This is a genomic window from Streptomyces sp. NPDC002787, assembly GCF_053592095.1.
Genome location: NZ_JBSFVC010000003.1, coordinates 352,115 through 378,636, shown reverse-complemented (window position 1 = coordinate 378,636; position 26,522 = coordinate 352,115). Strand labels below are relative to the sequence as shown.

Genomic DNA, 26,522 nt, shown 5'->3' with positions numbered 1-26,522 from the left:
CCGCACGATCACAGGGAACGCGGGGGAGACGGCGCGATCACGTCCCGGTCGGGTCCGATGGCTCAGAGCGATCGGACCCGACCGGGCGAAGCCCGTGGTCGGCGGACCCGGAAGCTGTAACCTCTGGTCGGAGAACCCGACCGGCGAAGCCCGTGGTCAGAGCGTGCGCAGCAGCACAGCCGGTTGTTCGACGCAGTCCGCCACGTACCGCAGGAAGCCGCCCGCCGTACCGCCGTCGCACACCCGGTGGTCGAAGGTGAGCGACAGCTGGACGACCTGCCGCGCCGCCAGCTCCCCCTGGTGCACCCAGGGCTTGGGGACGATACGGCCGACGCCGAGCATGGCGGCCTCGGGGTGGTTGATGATCGGCGTGGAGCCGTCGACGCCGAACACGCCGTAGTTGTTCAAGGTGAAGGTCCCGCCGGTCAGCTGGCCCGGCGTCAGCGTCCCGGTCCGTGCCGCCTCCGTCAGCCGGGCGAACTCGGCGCTCAGCGACTCCGCGTTCCTGGTGTGGGCGTCCCGCACGACGGGCACGACCAGCCCCCGCTCGGTCTGTGCGGCGAACCCGAGGTGTACCTGGTCGAGCCGTACGACCTCACGGGCCTCCATGTCGACCGTCGAGTTGAGCTCCGGGAAGCGGGCCAGGGCGGCGGTGCAGATCCGGGCGAGGAGGGCGAGGAGAGAGATCTTCGGGCCGCCGGCCGCGTTCATGGCCGTACGGGCGTTCATCAGCTCCGTCGCGTCGGCGTCCACCCAGCAGGTCGCGTCGGGGATCTCGCGCCGGCTGCGGGAGAGCTTGTCGGCGACGGCGCCGCGTACGCCCCGAAGGGGGATGCGCGTGCCGGAGGCGGTCTCCGCACGTGTGGGTGCGGAGAGGGCGGCGGGCTGCGCGGCCGGTGCCTCCAAAGCCTGGGCCGAGGCCGTGGCGGCCCTCAGCGCATGCTCCACGTCCGCCCGCAGGATCAGCCCCTCCGGGCCCGAGCCGTGCAGCTTCCGCAGATCCAGGCCGTTCTCGCGGGCGAGCCGGCGGACGAGCGGGGAGATGACCGGCACGGGCCCGTCCAGGCGCTCGGGCGCGGCGACCGGGGCGGCTGCCGTCTCGACGACGGTGGACCGTACGGGCGGCGCCACAGGCACCGCGGGCCGGATCGGCTCCCCCGGCCGCACCCTCCTGCGCCGGGCCGGAGGCGCCCCGGTGCCGTATCCGACCAGCACGTTGCCGGAGCCCTCGCTCTTTTCGGCGGAGTCCGCTCCCGTGCCCCCGGTGGAACCGTCGGTGACCGGCGCTCCCACCGCCACCGTCAGCAGCGGCGCTCCCACCGGCAGTTCCGTGCCCTCCTCGCCGAAGCGGGCGGTGACGACGCCGCCGTAGGGGCAGGGGACCTCGACCATCGCCTTGGCCGTCTCGACCTCGACGACGGGCTGGTCGATCGCGACGACGTCCCCGACCTGGACCAGCCAGCGGACGATTTCCGCCTCGGTGAGCCCTTCACCGAGGTCGGGCAGCTTGAACTCCAGCACCTGGGCCATCAGCTCTCCGCCTCCCACTGCAGACGCCCCACGGCGTCCAGGATCCGGTCGACGCCGGGCAGATGGTGGCGCTCCAGCATCGGCGGCGGATAGGGGATGTCGAACCCGGCGACGCGCAGGACGGGCGCCTCCAGGTGGTGGAAGCAGCGCTCGGTGACACGGGCCGCGATCTCGCCGCCCGGCCCTCCGTAGGAGCCGGACTCGTGGACGACGACGGCGCGGCCGGTCCGCCGGACCGACGCGGCGACCGTCTCGTCGTCGAAGGGCACCAGGGAACGCAGGTCGACGACTTCGAGGTCCCAGCCCTCGGCCGTGGCGGCCTCGGCGGCCTCCAAACAGACGGGCACGGACGGGCCGTAGGTGATCAGCGTGGCGCTGCGGCCGGAACGACGCACGGCAGCCCGCCCGATCGGCTCGACGGCCTGCGGTTCCTCGGGGTTCCAGGAGTCCTTCGACCAGTACAGCCGCTTGGGCTCCAGGAAGACGACCGGGTCGTCGGAGGCGATGGCGGCGCGCAGCAGCCCGTAGGCGTCGGCGACCGTGGCGGGCGTGACGACATGGAGCCCCGGAGTCGCCATGTAGTACGCCTCGGAGGAGTCGCTGTGGTGCTCGACCCCGCCGATGCCGCCGCCGTACGGGACGCGGATGGTGATCGGCAGCGGCATGGCGCCGCGCGTGCGGTTGCGCATTCGGGCGACATGGCTGATGAGCTGCTCGAACGCCGGGTAGGCGAACGCGTCGAACTGCATCTCGACGACCGGCCTCAGCCCGTACATGGCCATGCCGACGGCCGTGCCGAGGATGCCCGCCTCGGCGAGCGGGGTGTCGGTGACCCGGTCCTCGCCGAACTCCTTGGCGAGCCCGTCGGTGACCCGGAAGACACCGCCGAGGGTGCCGACGTCCTCGCCCATGACGTGCACGGTCGGATCGGCGGTCATGGCGTCGCGGAGGGCGCGGGTGAGCGCCTGCGCCATGGTGGCGGGCTTGAGAGCGACGGTGGTCATCAGTGCGCCCCTTCTCGCTCCGCCGCCAGCTCGGCCCTCAGCAGGGCCTCCTGCTCGCGCAGTTGAGGGGTGGGCTCGGCGTACACATGGGCGAAGAGGTCCATGGGGTCGAGCGCCGGGTCCTGGTTCATGCGCTCGCGCAGGTCGGCCGCCATCGTCTCGGCGGCGTCACGGGCGGCCCGGATGCCGTCCTCGTCGAGGAGTCCGCGCTCGGTCAGCTCGTGCTCCAGGAGCGCGATCGGGTCGTGGGCCCGCCAGGTCTCGACCTCGGCGTCACCCCGGTAGCGGGTCGCGTCGTCGGCGTTGGTGTGGGCGTCGATGCGGTACGTCACCGCCTCGACCAGCGTGGGGCCGCCGCCCGCGCGCGCGTGGGCCACGGCTTCGGCGAGCACCTGGTGCACGGCGACCGCGTCGTTGCCGTCGACCAGGCGGCCCGGCATCCCGTAGCCGACGGCCTTGTGGGCCAGCGACGGGGCAGCGGTCTGTTTCGCCAAGGGCACGGAGATCGCGAAGCCGTTGTTCTGGACGAGGAAGACGACCGGGGCCTGCCAGACGGCGGCGAAGTTGAGGGCCTCGTGGAAGTCGCCCTCGCTGGTGCCGCCGTCGCCGACCAGGGCGAGCGCGACCACGTCGTCGCCCTTGAGGTGGGCGGCGTGCGCGAGGCCCACGGCGTGCGGGAGCTGGGTGGCGAGCGGGGTGCACAGAGGCGCGATCCGGTGTTCGTGCGGGTCGTAGCCGGTGTGCCAGTCGCCGCGCAGCAGCGTGAGCGCCTGTACCGGGTCGAGGCCACGGGCGACGGCGGCGAGGGTGTCGCGGTAGCTCGGGAAGAGCCAGTCACGCTCCTCCAGGACAAGCGCGGCGGCGACCTCGCAGGCCTCCTGACCGGTGCTGGAGGGGTAGACGGCGAGCCTGCCCTGCTTGGTCAGAGCCGTGGCCTGCGTGTTGTAACGGCGGCCGCGCACCAGCTCCGCGTAGAGCCGGCGCAGCAACGACGGGTCGGCGTCGGCCGCCGCGTCGGTGCCGAGGACGCGGTACGGCCGCGCGTCGGGCAGCAGGGGCGCGGGGTCCGTGCGGGGCTGCCAGGCGGGCGGCGGTGTCGGGCGGTACGCGCCCCGCTGCTCCATGACCGTCATACGGCACCTCCTCGTGGGAGTGGCTCAGGGACACGGCACGGCTGTGACGCGTCTCACCTACCGATTGTTCGGTCGCTGACGCATTTTGGCTACAGGCACCCTCAGGCTGTGGACAAACGGTTCTGCACAGCCTGCAATGAACGCAGTACGTCCATGGTAGAGAGGCGGGGGCACATGGCATCTGAACAAATGGCCGAGCCGCCGGAGCACGGCCCGGCCCTGCCACCCCCTCGACCGCTGGACGCCATAGATCAGGACATCCTGCGCATGCTGCAGGCCGACGGCCGCGCGTCGATACGCTCCGTCGCCGAACGGGTCCACGTCTCCCGCGCCAACGCCTACGCCCGCATCAACCGCCTCATCGAGGACGGCGTGATCCGGGGCTTCGGGGCGCGCGTGAACCACGAGCGCGCCGGAAAGGGCACCTCCGCCTACATCACCCTCAAGATCGTGCAGAACTCCTGGCGCACGGTCCGCGACCAGCTGCGCCAGCTGTCCGGCGCCGCCCACATCGCGCTGGTGGGCGGCGACTACGACGTCCTGCTCCTGGTGCACACCTCGGACAACCGGGCCCTGCGCGAGGTCGTCCTCACCAAGCTCCAGGCCATCCCGGAGGTGCTCAGCACCCGCACGCTGCTGGTGTTCGAGGAGGAGGACGTGGAACCGGAGGGGTGATCGGCCCCGGCGGGCGCGACTCCCGCGCGGCAGGCCCCTCGTAGGGCGATTCAGTCCTGGGCGCGCAGCCCCGTGAAGACCAGATGCGCCACCGCTTCGGAGACCTCTCGCTCGCCCATGCCCCGCCCGTCCGGCCGGTACCACTCCACGATCGAGTTGATCATCCCGAAGACCAGCCGGGTCGCGAGCCGCACCTCCACGTCACCGCGCACGTCCCCGTCGGCGGCCGCGGCCTTCAGCAGCTCGGCGACCTGGTGGTCGAAGTCGCGGCGCCGCTCGAGGGCCCACCGCTCGGTGCCGGTGTTGCCGCGGACACGCAGCAGCAGCGTCACGTAGGGCAGTTCGTCGATGAGGACCTCGACCATGCGCCGCACGACGTGTTCCAGCCGCTCCACCGCGCGCCCCTCGCGCGCGTGCTCCTCGTCGAGGATCCCGAAGAGCCCGTCCAGCGCCCGGCTGACGGCCCGGCGCAGCAACTCCTCCTTGCCCGTGACGTGGTGGTATATCGACGACTTGGAGATACCGGCCGCCTTGGAGAGGTGCTCCATGGAGGTGCCGTCGTAGCCCCGCTCGTTGAAGACCCGGACGGCGACGGACAGGAGCGTCTCCGGGGTGTACGTGTCGCGCTTGGCGGTGGTCATGAGGAGGTGCCCTCCCGCTTGTCGGAGGCGTAGGCGTGGCGGTAGAGCGCCAGGGACGGCGCGTAGCGCCCGGAGGGGTCGCGCAGATGCAGGTCGTCCAGGAGTGCGTACGCCCAGTTGCGGCCCAGCCTGCGGCTCCATTCGAAGGGCCCGAGCGGGTAGTTGACGCCCAGCCGCATCGCCGTGTCGATGTCCTCCTCGGTGGCCACGCCCTTGGCGACGGCGTCGTGCGCGAGGTCGACGATCCGGGCCACCGTGCGGGCGACGATCATGCCGGGGGCGTCGCCGAGGACGCTGACGTCCTTGCCGAGCGCCTGGAAGAGCCCGATGGCCTCGGTGAGGGTCTGCGAGGAGGTGTCCTGGGAGGCGGACAGGGCGATCCGGGTCGCCCTGCGGTAGTCCAGCGCGAGGTCGAAGTAGACGACGTCCCGGAACTCCACCGAGGTCTGCCCGTCGGCGAGCGCCAACTGGCCGCCACTCGGCAGGACGAACCGGGTGCCGTGGTCCTCGTCGTCCTCGCGGACGGCGATGCCCGCCTCCCGGATCAGCGTGAGCAGTTCGGAGGCGGGCCCCAGGTCACCCTCGGCGACGACGTACGCGGGCGGCGGGACCGGTTCGGCGGTGTGCGGCTCGGGGCGCTCGGCGTCGTCACCGTAGTCGTACCAGCCCTGCCCCGTCTTACGGCCGAGCCGGCCGGACTCGACGAGCCGCCGCTGCGCCAGCGAGGGCGTGAAGCGCACGTCCTGGAAGAAGGCCTGCCAGACGGAGTGCGTGACGGACTCGTTGACGTCCTGCCCGATGAGGTCGGTCAGTTCGAAGGCGCCCATCCTGAACCCGCCGCACTCGCGCAGGACGGCGTCGATGGTGGCGGGGTCGGCGGCCTGCGCCTCGTACACGGCGAAGGCCTCGGCGTAGAACGGCCGTGCGATGCGGTTGACGATGAACCCGGGGGTGTCGGCGCACGCGACCGGCGTCTTGCCCCAGGCGCGGGCCGTCTCGTACGCGCGCGTGGCCGACGTGACGTCGGTGGCGAACCCGGAGACGACCTCGACGAGGGGCAGCAGCGGCGCGGGGTTGAAGAAGTGCAGGCCCAGGAAACGGCCCGGGTTACACAGGGCGCCGCCGATGGCCGTGACCGACAGGGAGGAGGTGTTGGTGGCGAGCAGGCAGTCCTCGCCGACGACGTCCTCCAGCGCGCGGAACAGCTCCTGTTTGACCTCCAGCCGCTCAAGAATCGCCTCCACGACGAGGGCGCAGTCCGCGAGGTCGGCGAGGTTCTCCGCGGCGTACAGCCGGGCACGCGCGGCGTCGCGGTCGGCGCCGGTCATGCGGTCCTTGGCGACGAGCCGGTCGAGCCGGGCGCCGATCGCCTCGGCCGCCTCCCGGGCACGGCCGGGCACGGCGTCGAACAGCCGTACGGGGTGGCCCGCGACCAGCGCGACCTGGGCGATGCCCTGGCCCATGGTGCCGGTGCCGACGACGGCCACGGGGCTGCTGAGGTCGAGTGCTGTCATGTGCGCGATCCTCCCGCACGGGGTTGTCCACAGATGCGGCGGACCCCCTTGTCCCGACCGATCGTTCGGTTACTCTAACTCTGACTGGCTGCACCTGCCCATGTTTCTGCCCAGGTCATGAGCTCAAGGAAGAGTTCAGGAAACGAGGAGTTGGTCCCGCATGGCCGCCGAACAGACCACGCACGAGCTCATCGCCAAGCACCGGCCCACCCTCGACCAGGCGCTGGAGGCGATCCGCACCCGGGCGTACTGGTCCCCGCACCCCGAACACCCCAAGGCCTACGGCGAGCACGGCAGCCTGGACGCGGCGGCTGGCAAGGCCGCCTTCGACGCCCTCCAGGGCACCCGCCTCGACCTCGGCCAGCCCGGCACCGACGACTGGGTGGGCGGCGAGATCTCGCCGTACGGCATCGAGCTGGGCGTCACCTACCCGCACGCGGACATCGACGCCCTGCTGCCCGCCATGAAGGCCGGCCAGCGCGCGTGGCGCGACGCGGGCGCCGAGGCGCGCGCGGCGGTCTGCCTGGAGATCCTCAAGCGGATCAGCGACCGCACCCACGAGTTCGCGCACGCGGTCATGCACACCAGCGGCCAGGCCTTCATGATGGCCTTCCAGGCCGGCGGCCCCCACGCCCAGGACCGGGGTCTGGAGGCGGTGGCGTACGCGTACGCGGAGCAGGTCCGCACCCCCGACACCGCGGAGTGGACCAAGCCGCAGGGCAAGCGCGACCCGCTCGCGCTCACCAAGCGGTTCAAGCCCGTCCCGCGCGGCATCGCCCTCGTCATCGGCTGCAACACCTTCCCGACGTGGAACGGCTACCCGGGCCTGTTCGCCTCCCTCGCCACCGGCAACGCGGTCCTGGTGAAGCCCCACCCGCGCGCGGTGCTGCCGCTCGCGCTCACCGTCCAGGTCGCCCGCGAGGTCCTCACCGAGGCCGGCTTCGACGCCAACCTGGTCGCGCTGGCCGCCGAGCGACCCGGCGAGGGCATCGCCAAGGACCTGGCGACCCGACCCGAGATCCGCATCATCGACTACACCGGCTCGACGTCCTTCGGCGACTGGCTGGAGGCCAACGCCCGCCAGGCGGAGGTCTACACGGAGAAGGCCGGCGTCAACACGGTGCTCGTCGACTCCACCGACGACTACAAGGGCATGCTGTCCAACCTGGCCTTCTCCCTGTCCCTGTACAGCGGCCAGATGTGCACCACCCCGCAGAACCTGCTGATCCCCCGCGACGGCATCACCACCGACGAGGGCCACAGGTCCTACGACGAGGTCGTCGCCGACCTCGCCAAGTCGGTCGGCGGCCTGCTGGGCGACGACGCGCGCGCGAACGCGCTGCTCGGCGCGATCGTGAACCCCGACGTCAAGGCCCGCCTCGATGCCGCCGCGTCGCTCGGCGAGGTCGCCCTCGCCTCACGGGAGATCACCAACCCCGAGTTCCCGGACGCGGTCGTCCGGACGCCGGTGATCGTGAAGCTCGACGGCGCGCGGAAGTACTGGGAGCGGACGGAGGACGAGGCCGCGTTCATGAACGAGTGCTTCGGGCCGGTGTCCTTCGCCGTCGCCGTCGACTCGGCCGCGGACGGCGTGGAGTTGTTGCGGCGGACGATCGGCGACAAGGGCGCGATGACCGTCGGCGCGTACACGACCTCCGGCGAGGTGGCCGAGGCCGTCGAGGAGGCCTGCCTGGAGGAGTGCGCGCAGCTGTCGCTGAACCTCACGGGCGGGGTCTATGTGAACCAGACCGCCGCGTTCTCCGACTTCCACGGGTCGGGTGGGAACCCCGCGGCGAACGCGGCGCTGTGCGACGGAGCGTTCGTGGCGAACCGGTTCCGGGTGGTGGAGGTCCGGCGCGAGGCGTGAGCCTACGAAAGTGCGCCCCCGGTCGCGCTCCAGTGGTACAGCGTCATCGCCACGCTCGTCGCCAAGTTGTAGCTGGAGACCTGGGGGCGCATCGGGAGGGACAGCAAGTGGTCGGCCCGGGCGCGAAGTTCGGGGGAGAGGCCGCTGCGTTCCGAGCCGAAGGCGAGAACGGCGTCGTCCGGGAGCTTCAGGCCCCGGATGTCGTCGCCCTCGGGGTCGAGGGCGAAGAGCGGGCCCGGGGGCAGGTCGGCCACGTCCAGGCGCTCCACGGCCGTCGCGAAGTGCAGGCCCGCTCCGCCGCGTACGACCGTGGGGTGCCAGGGGTCCAGGGTGCCCGTGGTGACCACCCCGGTCGCGCCGAAACCGGCGGCCAGGCGGATCACGGCACCGGCGTTGCCCAGATTGCGCGGGTTGTCGAGGACGACGACGGGGGCGGTGCGCGGGGCGTGGGCGAGGGCCGCCAGATTGGTCGCCCGCGCGGGGCGTACGGCCAGGGCGGCGACCGCCGTGGGATGCGGGCGTGGCACGAGGGTGCGGTACGTCTCCTCCGAGACCTCCTGGAGGAGGTGTGCGAGCCGGTCCCGTACGTCCGGGGCCAGGTCGTCGGCGAGAGCGAGGGCCGCCGTGCGGTCGGCGGTGACGGCCACCGGGACCTCGGCACCGAAGCGCACGGCGTGCTTCAGGGCGTGGAAGCCGTCGAGCAGGACGCAGGCGTCGGCGAGGCGGCGCCAGGACCGTACGGGATCGGCCGTCAGACGGTCGGCCGTGCGGTCAGCCACCGGGACGTCGGCCAGCGGGCGGTCGGCCATCGGACGGTCATCGGATCCGGCCACCGGGCGGTCGGCCACCGGGCGGTCGTCGGATCCGGCCACCGAGCCGCCCGCCGGGTCATCCGCTGGTCCGCTCACCGGATCGTTCATGCGGTGAAGCCTACGCGCGCCTGCTCGGTCGTCTCCTTCTCCTCCGGGAGCGACGGCTGCCGCTCCCGCTGGCCCGGCACCGTACGGCCGCGCCCCGGCCGCACACGCCGGACGACGCGGTCACGCGCGCGTGCCACCAGGCCGCCCAGGCGCTTCAGGAACGGCGTAGGCAGGAAGACGGCATCGGCGGCGATCATCGCGAGCGAGAAGAACGGCAGGCCCAGCACGATCGCGATCACGGCGTGCTCGGTCATCATGACCGCCAGCAGGACGTTCTTGACGCGCCGGTTGAAGAGCGTGAACGGGAAGGCGACCTGCACGATCACCGTTCCGTAGGTCGCCAGCATCACCATCGTGCCGCTGGACGACATCAAGTCGGAGAGCGCGGTCCAGGGCGAGAAATAGTCCAGGTGGAAGGGGTAGTACGCGGCCGTGCCGTCCTGCCAGCGCGAGCCCTGGATCTTGTACCAGCCGGCGGCGGCGTAGATCAGACACGCCTCGGCCATGATCACGACAAGGGCGGCGTTGTGCACGAGATTGCCGACGATGTCGAACACGATGTGGGACCTCCCGTGCCGGTCCACACGGCGCACGAACCACCACACCGCGTGCACGAGCCACAGGCCCCAGAAGATCACCGACCAGCCGACGCTGAGCAGGCCGCCGAAGCTCACCACGAGGAGTACGAAGCCGAGCCCGCTCCACAGGACCGGTCCGACGTGGTCCTCCGGCTCCTTGCCCTCGCGCAGGGCGCGCTCTCGCGTGCGCCGTGCGCGCCGCGCGTCCAGCGACCAGACCTGGGCGCAACGGACGAACACGAGGTAGATCGCCATGAGGTGGAGGACGTTGTCGCCGCCGTCACCCATGAAGACGCTGCGGTTCTGCAGCGACAGAACGCCCACCATGAAGAGCACGCTCATGGCGCGGGTGCGCCAGCCGAGCAGCAGCAGGAGGGCCGACAGGACGGCGACGGCGTAGACGATCTCGAACCACACCATGCTGTCGGACCACATCAGCACCGTGAAGGCGTCGTTGTCCGCGATCAGCTGCTGTGCGAGGTCCCAGCTCCAGGGCCCGTCGGGGCCGTACAGCTCGCGCCGGTGCGGGAACTCCCGCAGCAGGAACAGCAGCCAGGTCGCGGAGAAGCCGATACGGATGATCGCGCTCTGGTACGGGCCCAGCGCGCGATCCGTGACCCGGGTGATCCCGGTGCCTGCCCCGGCGGCGAGACGCCCCATCGGGCTCACCGGCCGCACCGGATTGCTCGGGTTGCTCGGATTTATGGGGTTGCTCGGGTTGCTCGGGCCCACGGAGCTCATTCGGCGCTCGCCTCCGTCCGGCCGGTGACGCTCCGGCCGTCGCCGGCCGCGTTGGCGGCGGCGTCCGTCCGGTCGCCTTCGGTCACCGACCACCAGGGCAGCTCACGGACGACGGGCTTGTCGGACACCTTTTCCTCGCTCCACTCGGGTGGCTGCACGTTGGTGGTACGGGACCGGAGCTGGATCCGCTCGATCACAGCGCCGGGGCCGCCGGCCTCCTCGCGGTCGAGGCGCATCACCACGATGCGGCGCACATAACGCTCGGAGAGATCGCCGCGCGAGGTGGTGGCGCGGTTCTCGCCGTCATGCGTGGCGACGTAGAAGTCCCAGGCCCGGCGCAGCTCGTTCTGCTGGGTGTGGCTCGGCACCGGATTGCGGTCGATGGCGGCGCCGTCCAGCGCCGACAGGTCGTACCAGCCGGTCTCGCGCAGCTCTCCTTCGGCGGTGCGGACCTCGGCGCGCGCCTGCACCGCGATGTTCTGTTGCAACGGGTTCGGCGCGAACAGCTTCCAGTTCTGCTCGAACTCCGGATACACCCACTCGTCCACCGCCCGGCCATGCTGCTTCGTCAGCGTGTTCGAGGGGGCGATATGCAGAAACACCAGCCCGAGATGCACACAGGCCCCCACCGCCACGAGCGCGAGCACCACCGCCACGGCGATCTGGTACGGGAGGGTGAGTGCGGCGATTCCGGGGGCCGACTGCGCGGGCTCGGCTATGTGCTCCGGCCGCGATCGCCGCTCCGAATCCGGTTCCGGCTCCAGTTCCGACTCCGGCTCCGGTTCTGGCTCCGATTGCGTCCGCGACTGCTGCGGGAACGACGGCCCGGGGGCCTGGTCCGAGGGCTGCCGGGGTGGCTGGGCCTGCGGTTTCACATCGTTCGCGGGGGCCGAGCCCTCGGGCTCGTCCGGCCCGCGCCGGGCGTTCGAGACCTCGTCGTACGCGTCCATTCCGCCCAGCTCCCCGATTCCCACTACCCGGTCCACTTCTCCACCGGAACTTACTCAGCCGCGTTCCTCCGGCACAGCCCCGACAGCCACAGCAGTCACATCGTCACACCGCTCACACGGCACCCATGAGGTTATCCACAGCGGGGGACACCTTACGGCGCGGTGGTCCACCATGGCGTCGGACCGACCGTGCAGACCGAACGATCGGTAGGCATCGAGGGCGGGGCCTTGGTCCACGCCATTCCCTTCTTCTAGAACCTGTTCTATCTTGACGCCCCGTCATCGGCGATACGGAAGGGGCGGGACCGTGGACTTCACGTTCACCGAGGAGCAGCAGGCGGCGGCCGAGGCGGCGAGGGCGGTGTTCGCCGGGGTCACGCCGGACGGAGTGCCGAGCCCCTCGCTCGTACCGGGCGCCGTCGCCGACGACTTCGACCGGGCGCTGTGGGCGAAGCTCGCCGACGCGGACCTCCTCAGCCTGTTGCTGGACCCCTCCTACGGCGGCTCGGGGCTCGACGCGATCGCGTTGTGCCTGGTGCTGCGCGAGTCGGCGAAGGTGCTGGCCAGGGGGCCGTTGCTGGAGAGCAGCGCGGCCGCGGTGACCGTACAGGCGTACGGGGGCGAGGAGTTGAAGGCGGCGCTCCTGCCAGGTGTCGGCCGGGGCGAGGTCGTCCTGACCGTCGCCCCGCACGGCCGCACGGGCCACGATCCGGCCGAACTGGCCGTGACCGCACGGTGGGAGGCCGACGACGCCTGGGTCCTGGACGGCGTGCAGACGGCGGTGCCGTGGGCGTACAACTCGGACTTCGTCGTCGTGCCCGCGACGGTCGCGCCGCAGTCGGTCGCGCCCGCCGTCTCCGCCGACGAGCCGGGCCCGACCGCCGGCACCGACGGCCGCGTCGTGCTCGCCCTCGTCCCCCGCGTCCACGAGGGTGTGGCACTCGCCGAACAGGTCTCCACCACCGGTGAACGGCTCGCCGAGCTACGTCTGGAGTCGGCCCGGATCACCGCGCGGGACGTCATCGACGCGGAGGGAGCCTGGGAACGGCTGCGGGAGCTGCTGGCCACCGGCACCTGCGCGCTGGCGCTCGGGCTGGGCGAGGGTGTACTCCGCATGACCAGCGAATACGCCGGCAAGCGGGAACAGTTCGGGTTTCCGATCGCCTCGTTCCAGGCCGTCGCCGTACAGGCCGCCGACCGCTTCATCGACCTGCGCGCCATGGAGGCGACGCTGTGGCAGGCCGCCTGGCGGATCACCTCCGGGGCGGGAGGCGCGCTGCCCTCGGCCGGGGATGTCGCCGTGGCCAAGATCTGGGCCTCGGAGGGCGTACGCCGGGTCGTGCAGACCGCGCAGCATCTGCACGGGGGCTTCGGCGCCGACGTCGACTACCCGTTGCACCGCTACCACGCCTGGGCCAAGCATCTGGAGCTGTCACTCGGCCCGGCCGCCGCCCACGAGGAGGCGTTGGGCGACCTGCTGGCGGCGCACCCGCTGGGCTGAGCGCCGCCCGCGCCGTCGCCTGGGGCGCACACGACCGGGTTGCACGCCCCTTGCCGGGTCCTGGCGCGTCCCTAGAGGACGAACCCTGTCCCGCCCTTGTCGTCCACCACCGGTCGGCCGGCGGCTGCCCAGACCTGCATGCCGCCGTCCACGTTCACGGCGTCGATGCCCTGCTGGACGAGATACATGGTGACCTGCGCCGAGCGCCCGCCCGAGCGGCAGATCACATGGACCGTGCCGTCCTGCGGCGCCGCCTCGGTGAGCTCGCCGTAACGCTCCACGAACTCGCTGATGGGGATGTGCAGCGCCCCTTCGGCATGACCCGCCTGCCACTCGTCGTTCTCACGGACGTCCAGCAGGAAGTCGTCGTCCTTGAGGTCTCCGACCTCGACCGTGGGCACACCAGATCCGAAATGCATACGTACGACGCTACCCGACCGCACGGCCCACAGGCCGAGCCCCAGCCAGGCCGAGCGCCTGACAGACGCCCCCAGATCGCCCGCGGCCACCCGCAGGTCTCCCGGGCTACCCGTCCTGGCCGAGCAGCCCCGCCAGCTTCGCCTCCCGCTGCTCGACCTCCGCCAGCAGCTGGTCGGCGATCTCGTCGAGGAGACGGTCGGGGTCGTCCGGGGCGAGGCGGAGCATCGAGCCGATGGCCCCCTCCTCCAGCTCGCGGGCGACCAGAGCAAGGAGTTCCTTGCGCTGGGCGAGCCATTCGAGACGTGCGTACAGCTCCTCGGCACGACTCGGCCTGCGCTCCTCCGGTACGGGCCCTGCCGCCCATTCCTCGGAGAGCTCCCGCAACAGCACCTCGTCACCCCGGCCGTAAGCGGCGTTCACCCGCGATATGAACTCGTCCCGCCGCTCCCGCTCCCTGTCGTCCCGCGCCAGGTCGGGGTGGGCCTTTCGAACCAGCTCGCGGTAGAGCCTGCGGGCCTCGTCACTCGGGCGCACCCGCTCCGGGGGCCGTACGGGCTGGTCGGTGAGCATGGCGGCGGCTTCAGGGAACAGACCCTCCGAGTCCATCCAGCCGTGGAACAGTTCCTCCACGCCCGGCATGGGCATGACCCGGGCCCGAGCCTCCTGTGCCTTCCGCACATCCTCGGGGTCGCCCGTGCGGGCGGCCTTCGCCTCGGCGATCTGGGCGTCCAGCTCGTCGAGCCGCGCGTACATGGGGCCGAGCTTCTGGTGGTGCAGCCTGGAGAAGTTCTCCACCTCGACCCGGAAGGTCTCCACGGCGATCTCGTACTCGATCAGCGCCTGCTCGGCCGCCCGCACGGCCCGCTCCAGCCGCTCCTCGGGCCGCCCCGCTCCCACGCCCTCGGCGGCCTCACTGCCGGAAGACACGGCTCCCCCGGCGGAGGTCTCGTCCGCGGCGGACGCCGCACCCTCGGCAGATGCCGCGCCCCCGTCGGGCGCTACGGGCTCGGTGGGGCTGTCGGCGGACGGTGTCTGCTCGGCTTCCGGGGTCGTCACCCGACCCAGCCTAGGCCACGGCTCCGAGCCCCACCGAAGACCACCGGCGACCTGGAACGCGGTGAGACCATCCCCGTCACATCCGCTGCCCGGCACGCCGATCCGACTGCCCGGCCGGCGCTCGCACACGCACTCCAGTCGGCGGATGCCCACGCGCTCCAGTGGGCGTATGCCCATGCCCTCCGGTCGGCGCAGCGAAGGCATTCCAGCCACCCGAACTCTTCACCCGCTCACGCAGCCCCCCGGCCTGGACGCGGTCATGTAGCCGAACGCCCCGCCGCCCCTCCCCTCAAACCCCCACCTCCGCCGCGATCCGCCCCGCCCGCACCGCCGCCACCAGATCCGCGTGGTCCGCCTCCGTGCGGTCCGCGTAGGTCGCGGCGAAGGTGGCCATCGCCTCGTCGAGTTCGTCGTTCTTGCCGCAGTAGCCGGCGATGAGGCGAGGGTCGGCGCTGTGGGCGTGGGCCCGGGCGAGGAGGGCGCCCGTCATCCGGCCGTAGTCGTCGACCTGGTCGGCGGCCAGGGCCGCCGGGTCGACGCTGCCCTTGCGGTTGCGGAACTGGCGTACCTGGAAGGGGAGTCCGTCGACCGTGGTCCAGCCCAGGAGTATGTCGCTGACGACCTGCATGCGCTTCTGGCCGAGGACCACGCGGCGGCCCTCGTGGTCGACCTCCGGCACCTCGAAACCGGCGGTCGCGAGATGCGGCTCGAGCGCCGAGGGGCGAGCCTCCTTCACCTGCAGGACGAGCGGTTCGCCGCGGTGGTCCAGGAGCAGGACGACGTAGGAGCGCGTGCCCACGCTGCCGGTGCCGACCACGCGGAACGCCACGTCGTGCACGGCGTACCGGGCGAGCAGCGGGTGACGGTCCTCGGAGAGCGTGTCCAGATACTGCGCCAGGGAGGTGGCCACCGCCGCGGCCTCCTCGTCGCCCACCCGGCGCAGCACCGGCGGGGCATCCACGAAGCGGCGGCCGCCGCCCTCCACCTGCTCGGTGGACTTGGCCGCGAAGCGGCCGCTCGTGTTGGCACGCGCCTTCTCCGACACCCGCTCCAGCGTGCCCAACAGGTCGTGGGCGTCGGTGTAGGAGACCAGTTCCTCGTCCGCGATGGCGTTCCACGCGTCGAGCGCCGCGAGCTTGGCGAGGAGCCGCATCGTGCGCCGGTAGGCGCCCGTCGCGTCGTAGGCCGCCTTGCGGCAGATGTCCTCGCTCGCACCCCCCTCACGGCCGGCGAGCACCAGCGAGGCTGCCAGGCGTTTGAGGTCCCACTCCCAAGGGCCGTGCACGGTCTCGTCGAAGTCGTTGAGGTCGATGACGAGGCCACCACGGGCGTCTCCGTACAGGCCGAAGTTGGCCGCGTGGGCGTCGCCGCAGATCTGGGTGCCGATACCGGTCATGGGCGTACGGGCGAGGTCGTAGGCCATGAGGCCCGCCGAGCCGCGCAGGAACGCGAAGGGGGTGGCCGCCATCCTGCCGACCCTTATCGGCGCGAGGCCGGGGATGCGTCCGCGGTTGGACTCCTCCACCGCGGACACGGCGTCCGGCCGGTCGGTGGTGAGCACCAGGTCCGCATGCGCGCTGCGGGGGACCCGCACACGCAGCGCCTTGCCGTCCTCCTTGGGCGACCCCTCCGAGGGCCACCGGGCGAACCCCGGCACCCCCGGCACACGGGCGCCGACAGGCTGCGGCAACGCCGCCTCCGCCCCGGTCTTCCGGGATTCCGCCGATTCTTCCTCGGCCGCCCGCCCCGCCGTCGTCATACCGGCCTCGGTCACACCGTCCGCCTCCCCCGCACACGTCCACGCACGAACATCAACTCGTGACGACGGTACAGCCGACGGCGAAAACGCGTCACACCCTGTGGACAACTCCGCGCCCCGACCACCCACGCCTGTGGAAAACCCGGCCCAGGAGGATGGCGGAGCGCCACGCCGCGTAGGCCCCTCCGAGGGGGGACGCGAAGGGCGGCCACCCCCACCGAAGGAGCAGCCGCCCGTGGCATCCCGGCCAAACATGGCCGCGTACATGCCATCAGACCACGCACGTGCCGTCAGCCCGCCGTACATGCGTCAGACCACGCACGTGCCGTCACACCGCGTACGTCGCGTTCTGCGCAGTGGTCACCACCTTCTGACCGTCCGCCTGGCTCAGCAGCCCGGCCGACACCCAGGAGTTGACGGTCGACTGCACGCGCGTGACCAGCGCCCCCTTGGCAGCGAACGGAGCCCCGCCCCAGATCTCGTCGAGCAGGGTCGTGCCGTCGGACTTCGCCGGGTTGGCGACACCCGAGTCGGTGCCCCCGAACACGACCTTCGGCTCGGAGCGCTTGATGTAGGCGTGCGTCGGATCCTCGCTCCCTTCGTAGAAGGGAGCGAACTCGGTGCCGTCCAGCGTGTAGTGCAGCGGTTTTCCGCTCACCGGGGTGAGGGAGGGCAGCAGGTCACCGGAGAGTCCGGCGTTGCGATACAGGCCGAACGACAGGTAGCTCGTACTGCTGTTCCTGCCGACCAGGTTGACGGGCCCGTAGAACAGGGTCTGGAGCGACGGGTCGTCGAGGGCCTTCTCCACCCGCAGCCGGAACGGGATCGTCACGCGTACGACGTCCCCGCTGCGCCAGGTGCGAGAGGGGATCGTGAAGTAGCTGCCCGCGGCCGGAGTGCCGCTCACCGCACTGCCGTTGACAGTCACCCGGAAGCCTGTAGTGGCCCAGGACGGGACCCGCAGCCGCAGTTCGAAGGCCGCGCTGCCGCCCCCGATGGTGATCGTGGAGCCCTGCTCACGCGGGTAGTCGGTGGTCTGCGTGACGGTCACGCCCTTGGCGGACCAGTTCAGGGTGGCGGCGCTGTACAGGTTGACGTAGAGCGCGCCGCCGTCGGCCCTCGTGAAGTACACCGAGTCCTGGTACTTGGTGGCGCTCTCCATGCCTGTGCCCTCGCAGCAGGTGGTGCCCTGCTTGGGGGTGTAGTCGCGTACATGACCGGGCTCCAGCCCGATGAAGTACGTGACCAGCGGTTTCTCCGCGTCCGCCTTGTCCTGCTTGGAGCCGAGGACCTGGTTGAGCAGGGCCCGCTCGTAGTAGTCCATGTACTTCGGGTCCTGCTCGTGGAAGAACAGGCTCCGGCTCAGCTTGAGCAGGTTGTACGCACAGCAGGTCTCGGCGTTGGTGTCGCTGATCGTCCCCGAGATGATCCCGCGTGCCTTCCAGAACTCGGCCGTGCTGGTGCCGCCGATGCCGTACATGCGCGTGGGGATCACCATGCCCCAGAAGTTCTTGGCGGCGGTGAGGTAGCGGGTTTCGCCCGTGGCGTCGTACAGCCGGACGTAGCCGGTCATGATCGGGATGTGCTGGTTGGCGTGCAGGCCGTCCAGGATGTCGGTGTCGGCGGCACAGGCGTCGATGAGCCGGTCGAGGTCGAACAGCTTGGCCAGTGCGAGGTGGTCGGCCTTGCCGGTGATCGAGTACAGGTCGACGATCGTCTCGACGATGCCGCCGAACTCGCCGCTGGAGAAAATGCCCCACATCCGCTGCAGTGTGGCGTCGGGCAGCTTGGACAGCCGGGAGTACATCCAGTCGCACATCCCGGACGCGAGGTCTAGCGCCCGGGCGTCGTCCGTGGCGAGGTAGGCGTCGAGCAGGCCCTTGAGGATCTTGTGTGCGGTGTAGTACGGCGCCCACACCTTGGTGTAGTCGGCACTGGTCCGCGTCTCCAGGTCGATGAACTGCGTCTCCGGGTACGCGGCCAGGAAGCCGGCGTGGCTGGGTCCGCCCCAGGTGCGGCGCAGCGTGGCGGTCAGGCCGCGTCCGGAGGCGTCGTCGAACGTGCCGCCGGAGGTGGCGAAGAAGTAGTACGACGCGAGGTTGCCGAGCCCCGCGGAGGACCTCTTGGCCTCGTTGGTCTGCAGCGATGTGATCTCGGCCGCGGTCAGCGCCCTCGACCAGACGTTGAACTCGTCGAAGGCGCCCGCGAAGACCGGGTCGCCTGAGTAGTTCGAGCGGCCCAGCCAGTTGTTCGTCAGGGTGCCCAGGACGGAGGGGTTGAGCGTCATCGAGGTGTTCTGGGCGACGGCGGTGCCGTTGACGTAGAGGGTGCCCGTGGTGCCGCTGATCGTGACGGCCAGGTGGCTCCACTGGTTGAGCGGCAGGGCGGTGGTGCCGTTGAGGGCCTGCTCTCCGCCCGCACCGCCGGTGGTGATGGCGAAGCGCGGTACGCCGGCCGCGTTGCGGGAGGCCAGGTACATGTACCGGTTGGTGTTGTTGCCGAAGTCGAAGATCCGCTGCCAGTTGGCGTCGTGGGTGGGCTTCACCCAGACCGACAGGGTGATCGCCGAGGCACCACCGAGGACGGCGGCAGGCAGGTCGACGTACTGGTACGAACCCCGGACGTTCTCGTGCGCGCCGCCCCACTTCCCCGTGACGGCGAGCATGCGCGGATCATTGCGCAGCGCCTCCCGCACCTCGGTCAGCGCACCGACCATGGTCCGGATCTTGTCGGCGTACACCTGGTCGCCTGTGCTCGCGTACGCCTGCGCCAGCATGGTCAGGAAGTGCCCCGTGTAGTGGCCGCGAAGGTTGCCGTTGGCCTCGCCGTCCAGCCCTTCCCAGCCGCCGGGGGCGACCGCGCCCTTGGTGGAGAGGCCCGCGTTGGCGCGGAAGACCTGCAGCAACCGGTCGACGTCGTAGCCGCGGCCGTGGTCGAGCATCAGCTGCCGTTTGTCGGCGAACAGACCCTGGCCGAGCGTCACGTCCTTGAGCTCGAAGGGCCGCACCGGCCAGGTGGACGGTGTCGGGACGGTGGCGGCGACCGCACGGCCACCACCCGCCCCGAAGGAGACCCCGGGTACGGCCGCGGCGAGTATCGCGGACTGAAGAAGAAAGCGTCTGGAGAGGGGCGGTGCCATGTGCGCCTCGTCTCTGGCAGGTGCGTCGTAAGGTCATCAGCAATGAACTGCGTTCGAAATAACGAACGTTGTGCGACAGTCCGACCAGAAGATAGGGAGGGGGTAGGCGAGCGTCAACGGTCCTGACGGGATTGCCGAGGGTGGCACGCATAAGGAGCAGCGCGAAACGGCCACTCGGCACCGTTTCACGTGAAACATCGTTCGTATACGCATCTACGGCGATTCACGTGATGCTGACCCTGACACCACCGCTCACCGCGCGCGTGAGGCGAAGCGCGCCCCCGGGCCGTCCCGCGCCACCGGAAGCCGAAAGGCCTTACCCGAATCTCCTGAGAGACTCCTCACACCTCAGAGCCCGTAGCCGACTCACCGTCTCGTCTCGACGCGCTGAGCGAGTGGGCAAAAAGAAGCGGTCCCATCGTGATCACGATGGGACCGCTTCGCTGTGCGCGAGGGGGGAGTTGAACCCCCACGCCCTTGCGGGCACTGGAACCTGAATCCAGCGCGTCTGCCTATTCCGCCACCCGCGCATTAGGTGTGTCTTCGGGCTCCGTGCCTTGCGGTGTGGCGCCTTCCGACATCGAGAAGATTAGCACGCTGGAGAGGGTGGCTTCACATCCCTTATCCGCGGCCGGCCCCCGCCACCACGACGTGACCCGGCCGACCAGCGCGGACCGAACGCGCTGCCCCTCCCGCCACGTATCAACGGATGCTTGTTCACGTATCAACCTCGTACCGGTCCCGGCCATCTCTACTGCAGAGGGACAGGACGCACAGTCCGGTGCGGGACACTGGTCTCGCACCGCCTCTACGATCCTTGGCAGAGTGCGGACGAGGGAGTTCGAAGAGGAGCTCCGGCGGGAATCCGGGAGGGGACTTCAGTGGGCGTCGATACCGGGTGACACCGGTCGACCGGGCCGACAGGGGGAACCAGCCGATTTCCCGGCGCGTGGATACGATCAGTAAGCAGTACCGACGCGGTACGCAGAGCGGTGACGACGGAGGAGGTGCCCCATGGGAGTCCTGAAGAAGTTCGAGCAACGTCTCGAAGGTCTGGTCAACGGCACCTTCGCCAAGGTGTTCAAGTCCGAGGTCCAGCCCGTGGAGATCGCGGGAGCGCTCCAGCGCGAGTGCGACAACAACGCGACCATCTGGAACCGCGACCGGACGGTCGTCCCCAACGACTTCATCGTGGAGCTGAGCACGCCCGACTTCGAGCGCCTCAGCCCCTACTCCGGCCAGCTCGGCGACGAGCTCGCCGGCATGGTGCGCGACTACGCCAAGCAGCAGCGCTACACCTTCATGGGCCCCATCAAGGTCCACCTGGAGAAGGCCGACGACCTCGACACCGGTCTGTACCGGGTGCGCAGCCGTACGCTCGCCTCCTCCACCAACCAGCAGGCCCCCTCGGGCGGCGCCCCGGCGAGCCCCGCCGCGGGCCGCCCCGGAGGCTACGGCTACCCGCCCACCCCCGCGCCCGCGGGAGCCCCGCCCATGCCGGCCACCCCGCCGCCCGGCGGTGGCCGCCCCGGTGCCGCCCCGCTCGGCCAGCGGCCACCCGCCGCCCCGGCGGCCGGTGGGCGCACGCGCTACTGGATCGAGATCAACGGCACCCGCCATCAGATCTCCCGCCCGACGCTGGTGCTGGGCCGCAGCACCGAAGCCGACGTGCGGATCGACGACCCCGGCGTCTCCCGCCGGCACTGCGAGATCCGGACCGGAACGCCCTCGACGATCCAGGATCTCGGATCCACCAACGGCATCGTGGTGGACGGGCAGCACACCACCCGCGCTACGCTCCGCGACGGCTCGCGGATCGTCGTGGGCAGCAGCACCATCATTTACCGGCAAGCCGAAGGGTGAAGCGGGGGCAATGTCAGAGCTGACCCTCACGGTCATGCGGCTGGGTTTCCTGGCCGTACTGTGGCTGTTCGTGATCGTGGCCGTGCAGGTCATCCGCAGCGACCTCTTCGGTACGCGCGTCACCCAGCGGGGGTCGCGCCGGGAGAACGCGCGGCCGCAGCAGGCCGCCCGGCAGGCCGCGCCCCCGCAGCAGCGCGGCCAGCAGCCCGCGGCCCCCTCCGGCGGCGGTCGCCGCGGGCGCAACGCGCCGACCAAGCTCGTCGTCAGCGAGGGCACGCTGACGGGGACGACCGTGACGCTGCAGGGCCAGACCATCACCCTGGGCCGCGCCCACGACTCCACGATCGTGCTGGACGACGACTACGCCTCCAGCCGGCACGCCCGGATCTACCCGGACCGCGACGGCCAGTGGATCGTCGAGGACCTGGGGTCCACCAACGGCACGTATCTCGACCGGAACCGACTGACGACTCCCACGCCCATTCCGCTGGGCGCGCCGATCCGCATCGGCAAGACCGTCATCGAGCTGCGGAAGTAGTGCTACATCATGAATAGGCGCGAGCGGAGCGAGCACGCAGTGGTGGCCCCCACCAAGGGCCCCGGCGCGCTCCCGACCGGAGGGTGGGCACCGTGCGGATGTACCCGGAGCCGACGGGCGAGGTGCGCATGAGTCTGTCACTGCGCTTCGCCGCCGGATCGCACAAAGGCATGATCCGCGAGGGCAACGAGGACTCCGGCTACGCCGGTCCGCGGCTGCTCGCGATCGCCGACGGCATGGGCGGCCAGGCGGCCGGCGAGGTCGCCTCCTCCGAGGTGATCTCCACCCTCGTCACGCTCGACGACGACATCCCCGGCTCCGACATCCTCACCTCCCTCGGCACCGCCGTGCAGCGCGCCAACGACCAGCTGCGCGCGATGGTCGAGGAGGACCCCCAGCTGGAGGGCATGGGCACCACGCTCACCGCCCTGCTGTGGACCGGCCAGCGGCTCGGCCTCGTACACGTCGGCGACTCCCGCGCGTACCTCCTCAGGGACGGCGTCCTCACCCAGATCACCCAGGACCACACCTGGGTGCAGCGTCTGGTCGACGAGGGCCGCATCACCGAGGAGGAGGCCACCACCCATCCGCAGCGCTCCCTGCTGATGCGCGCGCTGGGCAGCGGCGAGCACGTCGAGCCCGACCTCTCCATCCGCGAGGTCCGCGCCGGCGACCGGTACCTGATCTGCTCCGACGGTCTGTCCGGCGTCGTGTCCCACCAGACGATGGAGGACACCCTCGCCAGCTACCAGGGCCCGCAGGAGACCGTGCAGGAGCTGATCCAGCTCGCGCTGCGCGGCGGCGGCCCGGACAACATCACGGTCATCGTCGCCGACGTCCTCGACCTCGACACCGGCGACACCCTCGCCGGGCAGCTCTCCGACACGCCGGTCGTGGTCGGCGCGGTCGCCGAGAACCAGCTGCACCTGCAGGACAACGGCATCATGCAGACCCCGGCCGGCCGTGCCTCCGGTCTCGGCCGTCAGGGGCACGGACAGGGCGGCGGCGAGTTCGGCCCGCCCGGCTCCGGCGACACCACCGGCTACATGCCGGCGGCGGGCAGCTTCGGGGACTACTCCGACGACGACTTCGTCAAGCCACGCAAGAAGCGCAAGTGGCTCAAGAGATCCTTCTTCGGCATCCTCGCCCTCGCCGTCCTCGGCGGGGGCCTCTACGGCGGTTACCGCTGGACCCAGACGCAGTACTACGTCGGCGCCAACGACAACCACGTGGCGCTGTACCGCGGCATCAGCCAGGACCTGGCGTGGATCTCGCTCTCGAAGGTGGAGAAGGACCACCCCGAGATCGAACTCAAGTACCTGCCCTCGTTCTGGCAGAAGCAGGTCGAGGCCACGATCCCCCAGGGCAACCTGAACGACGCCCGGAAGAAGATCGAGGAGCTGTCCACCCAGGCGTCGGCGTGCAAGAAGAACGCCGAGCGCCGCGAGGCGGCGGACAACAACGCCAAGACCGGCGAGGGCGAGGCCGGCGGCGTCACGGGAACCACGAAGACCTCCCTGACGTCCAAGGCCACACCGTCCCCGACGTCGACACCGTCGACGTCGACCCCGACCCAGACCGCACCCACACCGTCGACCGGCCCCAGCCTCTCGGAGGAGGAGCAGGAGCTGGTCTCGCGGTGCGGTGAGCAGTAGGCAAGCCGCGAGGGGCCCACTCACACGATGAGCAGTACTACCAACACGTCGACGCAGCACACGTCCACGATCGGCGCGATCGGCACCCCGAGCCGACGCAACACCGAGCTGGCGCTGCTGGCGTTCGCGGTCGTCATCCCGGTGTTCGCCTACGCCAACGTGGGTCTCGCCATCAACGACGAGGTGCCCACCGGTCTGCTGGGCTACGGCCTCGGTCTCGGCCTGCTGGCCGGCATCGGCCACCTCGTCGTACGTAAGTTCGCGGCGTACGCGGACCCGCTGCTGCTGCCGCTGGCCACGCTTCTGAACGGGCTAGGGCTGGTATTCATCTGGCGGCTCGACCAGTCGGAGAGACTCCAGCAGCTGGCCGAGAACGCCTTCGGCGCCTTTTCCCCGTCGGCTCCGAATCAGCTGATGTACTCGGCCATCGGTCTCGCGCTGTTCGTCGCGGTACTCGTATTCCTCAAGGACCACCGCATTCTCCAGCGCTACACCTACATCTCCATGGTGGCCGCGCTGGTGTTGCTGCTTCTGCCGCTCGTCCCAGGCCTCGGCGCCAACGTGTTCGGCGCCAAGATCTGGATCAGCGTCGCCGGATTCTCCATCCAGCCGGGCGAGTTCGCGAAGATCGTTCTCGCGATCTTCTTCTCCGGCTACCTCATGGTGAAGCGAGACGCGCTGGCCCTGGCCAGCCGCCGGTTCATGGGCCTTTACCTGCCACGTGGGCGCGACCTGGGCCCGATCATCACGATCTGGGCCGTGAGCCTACTCATCCTCATCTTCGAGAACGACCTGGGAACGTCGCTCCTGTTCTTCGGCATGTTCGTGATCATGCTGTACGTAGCCACCGAGCGGACGAGCTGGATTGTGATCGGCCTGCTGATGTCCGCCGCCGGCGCCGTCGGTGTGGCGTCGTTCGCCGGTCACGTTCAGGCCCGCGTCAACGCCTGGCTCGACCCGTGGTCCTGCTACGAGAACTCCGATGCCTGCTACCAGATCGGCCAGTCGATCATGGCCTTCGGTTCCGGTGGAGTCCTCGGTACGGGGCTCGGCCAGGGCAACTCCGATCTCATCGGTTTCGCCGCCAACTCCGACTTCATCTTCTCCACCGTCGGTGAGGAGCTCGGGCTGGCCGGTGTCATGGGGATCCTGCTGCTGTACGGGCTGATCATCGAGCGAGGTGTGCGCACGGCGCTGGCCGCCCGCGACCCCTTCGGCAAGCTCTTCGCCGTCGGCCTCTCCGGCGCCTTCGCCCTGCAGATCTTCGTGGTGGTCGGCGGTGTCATGGGTCTGATCCCGCTGACCGGTATGACCATGCCGTTCTTCGCGGCCGGTGGTTCTTCCGTGATCGCGAACTGGGCCCTCATCGGTCTTCTGCTCCGTATCAGCGACACCGCGCGCCGCCCGGCCCCCGCCCCCGCAAGCAACCCCGACGCCGAGATGACCCAGGTGGTCCGACCGTGAACAAGCCCCTGCGCCGGATCGCGATCTTCTGCGGACTCCTCGTCCTCACCCTGCTCATTCGCGACAACTGGATCCAGTACGTCCAGGCCGATGCCCTGCAGTCACGCATGGAGAACCGGCGGGTCTCCATCGAGCGCTACGCCACACCGCGCGGCGACATCATCGTCGACGGCAAGGCCATCACCGGATCCATGGAAGTCAAGGGCACCGACTACAAGTACAAGCGCACCTGGAAGAACGGCGAGATGTGGGCCCCGGTCACCGGGTACGCCTCCCAGATCGTCGGCACCACCCAGCTGGAGAGCCTTGAGGACGGCATTCTCACCGGCAATGACGACCGGCTGTTCTTCCGGAACACGCTGGACATGATCACCGGTAAGAAAAAAGAGGGCGGCAGCGTCGTCACCACCCTCAACCCGGCCGCACAGAAGGCGGCCTTCGAGGGCCTCGGCGACAAGAAGGGCGCCGTCGCCGCGCTCGACCCCAAGACCGGTGCGATCCTCGCCCTGGCCTCCACTCCGTCGTACGACCCGTCGACCTTCGCCGGCATCAGCAGCAAGGACAGCGAGACCTTCCAGAAGCTGGAGAAGGACTCCGACAAGCCGATGCTGAACCGCGCGCTGCGCGAGACCTACCCGCCGGGCTCCACGTTCAAGGTGGTCACGGCCGCCGCGGCGCTGGAGGACGGCGCCGTCTCAGGCATTGACGACAAGACGGACACCCCGGACCCGTACCCGCTGCCGGAGTCGTCCAGCAAGCTCACCAACGAGCACGGTGTGTGTAAGAACGCCACGCTCCGTTACGCGCTGGAGCAGTCCTGCAACACGGTCTTCGGCAAGCTCTCCGACACCGTCGGCAACGACAAGATGATTGAGCAGGCCGAGAAGTTCGGCTTCAACGAGGCCACGCTGGACACCCCCGTCCGCGCTGCGGAGAGCGTCTACCCCGAGGACAACCGCCCGCAGAACGCGATGGCCGGCATCGGGCAGGCCTCCAACCGCGCCACCCCGCTGCAGATGGCCATGGTCGCCTCGGCCGTCGCCAACGACGGGGAGCTGATGAAGCCGTACATGGTCGACCAGCTGCGCGCGTCCAACCTCGACGTCATCGAGACGCACGACCCCGAGACGCTGTCCCAGGCGGTCTCCGCGGAGACCGCCCAGAAGCTGCAGGAGATGATGGAGACCGTCGTCAAGACGGGCACCGGCACCAGGGCGCAGATCGACGGCGTCACCGTCGGCGGCAAGACCGGTACCGCGCAGCACGGCGTGAACAACAAGGAGAAGCCGTACGCCTGGTTCATCTCGTACGCCAAGCTCAGCGACGGCAGCTCGCCGGTCGCCGTGGCCGTGGTCGTCGAGGACGGTTCGGCGAACCGCGGTGACATCTCCGGTGGCGGTCTCGCCGCCCCGATCGCGAAAAGCGTGATGGAGGCAGTGATCAACAGCAAGAAGTGACCCCGATCACGTCACCTTCACATCAGTGCACGTTGCGATACCGGTCCTGTATCGGGTGACGCGGTTGGCCAGGTCACAGAAGGCGAGCCGGGTACCGTATGCCCGGAGCACAGCCGC

20 protein-coding genes and 1 tRNA gene are annotated in these 26,522 nt (G+C 70.4%); 8 read left to right on the top strand and 13 right to left on the bottom strand.

What is annotated here, in order from left to right; all coding sequences use genetic code 11:
- Positions 1–156: 156 nt before the first annotated feature.
- Genes ACWD26_RS05795 through pdhA form a run of 3 tightly spaced genes read right to left on the bottom strand, consistent with a single transcriptional unit; the run spans position 157 to position 3,667 of the window.
- Positions 157–1,530 (bottom strand): dihydrolipoamide acetyltransferase family protein, encoded by a 1,374-nt coding sequence (locus tag ACWD26_RS05795; protein WP_451266530.1) that lies wholly within the window; start codon positions 1,528–1,530, stop codon positions 157–159.
- Complete coding sequence (locus tag ACWD26_RS05790) at positions 1,530–2,534, bottom strand: alpha-ketoacid dehydrogenase subunit beta (protein ID WP_451266528.1); 1,005 nt, start codon at positions 2,532–2,534, stop codon at positions 1,530–1,532. The genes ACWD26_RS05795 and ACWD26_RS05790 overlap by 1 nt, the downstream gene beginning before the upstream one ends.
- Positions 2,534–3,667, bottom strand: coding sequence for a pyruvate dehydrogenase (acetyl-transferring) E1 component subunit alpha (gene pdhA, locus ACWD26_RS05785; RefSeq protein WP_451266526.1), 1,134 nt, complete (start codon positions 3,665–3,667; stop codon positions 2,534–2,536). Before pdhA ends, ACWD26_RS05790 begins: the two co-directional genes overlap by 1 nt.
- Positions 3,668–3,856: 189 nt before the next feature.
- On the opposite strand from pdhA, the gene ACWD26_RS05780 reads away from it, so the two are divergent.
- Positions 3,857–4,342: an Lrp/AsnC family transcriptional regulator gene (locus ACWD26_RS05780; protein ID WP_013002201.1), complete on the top strand. Its 486-nt coding sequence runs from the start codon at positions 3,857–3,859 to the stop codon at positions 4,340–4,342.
- A 50-nt stretch (positions 4,343–4,392) separates the two neighbouring features.
- Here the strand turns inward: ACWD26_RS05780 and ACWD26_RS05775 are convergent, their stop codons facing one another.
- On the bottom strand, positions 4,393–4,983 hold the full coding sequence (locus tag ACWD26_RS05775) for a TetR/AcrR family transcriptional regulator (RefSeq protein ID WP_451266524.1): 591 nt from the start codon (positions 4,981–4,983) through the stop codon (positions 4,393–4,395).
- The gene (locus ACWD26_RS05770; RefSeq protein WP_451266522.1) at positions 4,980–6,497 is read right to left on the bottom strand and encodes a 3-hydroxyacyl-CoA dehydrogenase; all 1,518 of its coding nucleotides are present in this window, start codon (positions 6,495–6,497) and stop codon (positions 4,980–4,982) included. The genes ACWD26_RS05775 and ACWD26_RS05770 overlap by 4 nt, the downstream gene beginning before the upstream one ends.
- Positions 6,498–6,657: 160 nt before the next feature.
- On the opposite strand from ACWD26_RS05770, the gene paaN reads away from it, so the two are divergent.
- Entirely contained in the window at positions 6,658–8,364 is a 1,707-nt protein-coding gene (gene paaN, locus ACWD26_RS05765; protein ID WP_451266520.1) for a phenylacetic acid degradation protein PaaN, read from the top strand.
- A 2-nt stretch (positions 8,365–8,366) separates the two neighbouring features.
- Here the strand turns inward: paaN and ACWD26_RS05760 are convergent, their stop codons facing one another.
- From ACWD26_RS05760 to ACWD26_RS05750, 3 genes are all read right to left on the bottom strand, one after another.
- Positions 8,367–9,173, bottom strand: a complete 807-nt coding sequence (locus ACWD26_RS05760) for a TrmH family RNA methyltransferase (RefSeq protein WP_451266672.1) — start codon at positions 9,171–9,173, stop codon at positions 8,367–8,369.
- 107 nt (positions 9,174–9,280) lie between these two features.
- On the bottom strand, positions 9,281–10,522 hold the full coding sequence (locus ACWD26_RS05755) for an HTTM domain-containing protein (protein ID WP_451266670.1): 1,242 nt from the start codon (positions 10,520–10,522) through the stop codon (positions 9,281–9,283).
- A 77-nt stretch (positions 10,523–10,599) separates the two neighbouring features.
- A complete protein-coding gene (locus ACWD26_RS05750; protein ID WP_451266668.1) occupies positions 10,600–11,553 on the bottom strand; it encodes a DUF5819 family protein in 954 nt (317 codons plus the stop codon).
- Positions 11,554–11,860: 307 nt separating this feature from the next.
- Here ACWD26_RS05750 and ACWD26_RS05745 point away from each other — a divergent pair, with 307 nt between their 5' ends.
- Positions 11,861–13,054, top strand: a complete 1,194-nt coding sequence (locus ACWD26_RS05745; RefSeq protein ID WP_451266518.1) for an acyl-CoA dehydrogenase family protein — start codon at positions 11,861–11,863, stop codon at positions 13,052–13,054.
- Positions 13,055–13,125: 71 nt separating this feature from the next.
- On the opposite strand, the gene ACWD26_RS05740 is transcribed toward ACWD26_RS05745, so the two are convergent.
- The 5 genes from ACWD26_RS05740 to ACWD26_RS05720 all read right to left on the bottom strand — a co-directional run bounded on the left by ACWD26_RS05740 (position 13,126) and on the right by ACWD26_RS05720 (position 19,958).
- The gene (locus tag ACWD26_RS05740) at positions 13,126–13,455 is read right to left on the bottom strand and encodes a rhodanese-like domain-containing protein (protein WP_451266666.1); all 330 of its coding nucleotides are present in this window, start codon (positions 13,453–13,455) and stop codon (positions 13,126–13,128) included.
- Between the two features lie 124 nt (positions 13,456–13,579).
- On the bottom strand, positions 13,580–14,530 hold the full coding sequence (locus tag ACWD26_RS05735) for a hypothetical protein (RefSeq protein WP_451266516.1): 951 nt from the start codon (positions 14,528–14,530) through the stop codon (positions 13,580–13,582).
- 289 nt (positions 14,531–14,819) lie between these two features.
- Positions 14,820–16,289, bottom strand: a complete 1,470-nt coding sequence (locus ACWD26_RS05730) for a DUF2252 domain-containing protein (RefSeq protein ID WP_451266664.1) — start codon at positions 16,287–16,289, stop codon at positions 14,820–14,822.
- A gap of 328 nt (positions 16,290–16,617) precedes the next feature.
- On the bottom strand, positions 16,618–19,428 hold the full coding sequence (locus tag ACWD26_RS05725) for a beta-L-arabinofuranosidase domain-containing protein (RefSeq protein ID WP_451266514.1): 2,811 nt from the start codon (positions 19,426–19,428) through the stop codon (positions 16,618–16,620).
- A gap of 446 nt (positions 19,429–19,874) precedes the next feature.
- Positions 19,875–19,958 (bottom strand) — tRNA-Leu (locus ACWD26_RS05720).
- Between the two features lie 484 nt (positions 19,959–20,442).
- Here ACWD26_RS05720 and ACWD26_RS05715 point away from each other — a divergent pair.
- The 5 genes from ACWD26_RS05715 (at position 20,443) to ACWD26_RS05695 (ending at position 26,405) form a co-directional block, all read left to right on the top strand.
- Complete coding sequence (locus ACWD26_RS05715) at positions 20,443–21,291, top strand: FhaA domain-containing protein (RefSeq protein ID WP_451266512.1); 849 nt, start codon at positions 20,443–20,445, stop codon at positions 21,289–21,291.
- Positions 21,292–21,301: 10 nt separating this feature from the next.
- Positions 21,302–21,829, top strand: a complete 528-nt coding sequence (locus tag ACWD26_RS05710; protein ID WP_451266510.1) for an FHA domain-containing protein FhaB/FipA — start codon at positions 21,302–21,304, stop codon at positions 21,827–21,829.
- 98 nt (positions 21,830–21,927) lie between these two features.
- Positions 21,928–23,484 (top strand): Stp1/IreP family PP2C-type Ser/Thr phosphatase, encoded by a 1,557-nt coding sequence (locus ACWD26_RS05705; protein ID WP_451266662.1) that lies wholly within the window; start codon positions 21,928–21,930, stop codon positions 23,482–23,484.
- 27 nt (positions 23,485–23,511) lie between these two features.
- Positions 23,512–24,948: an FtsW/RodA/SpoVE family cell cycle protein gene (locus ACWD26_RS05700; protein WP_451266508.1), complete on the top strand. Its 1,437-nt coding sequence runs from the start codon at positions 23,512–23,514 to the stop codon at positions 24,946–24,948.
- Entirely contained in the window at positions 24,945–26,405 is a 1,461-nt protein-coding gene (locus ACWD26_RS05695) for a peptidoglycan D,D-transpeptidase FtsI family protein (RefSeq protein ID WP_451266506.1), read from the top strand. The genes ACWD26_RS05700 and ACWD26_RS05695 overlap by 4 nt, the downstream gene beginning before the upstream one ends.
- Positions 26,406–26,522 lie beyond the last annotated feature (117 nt).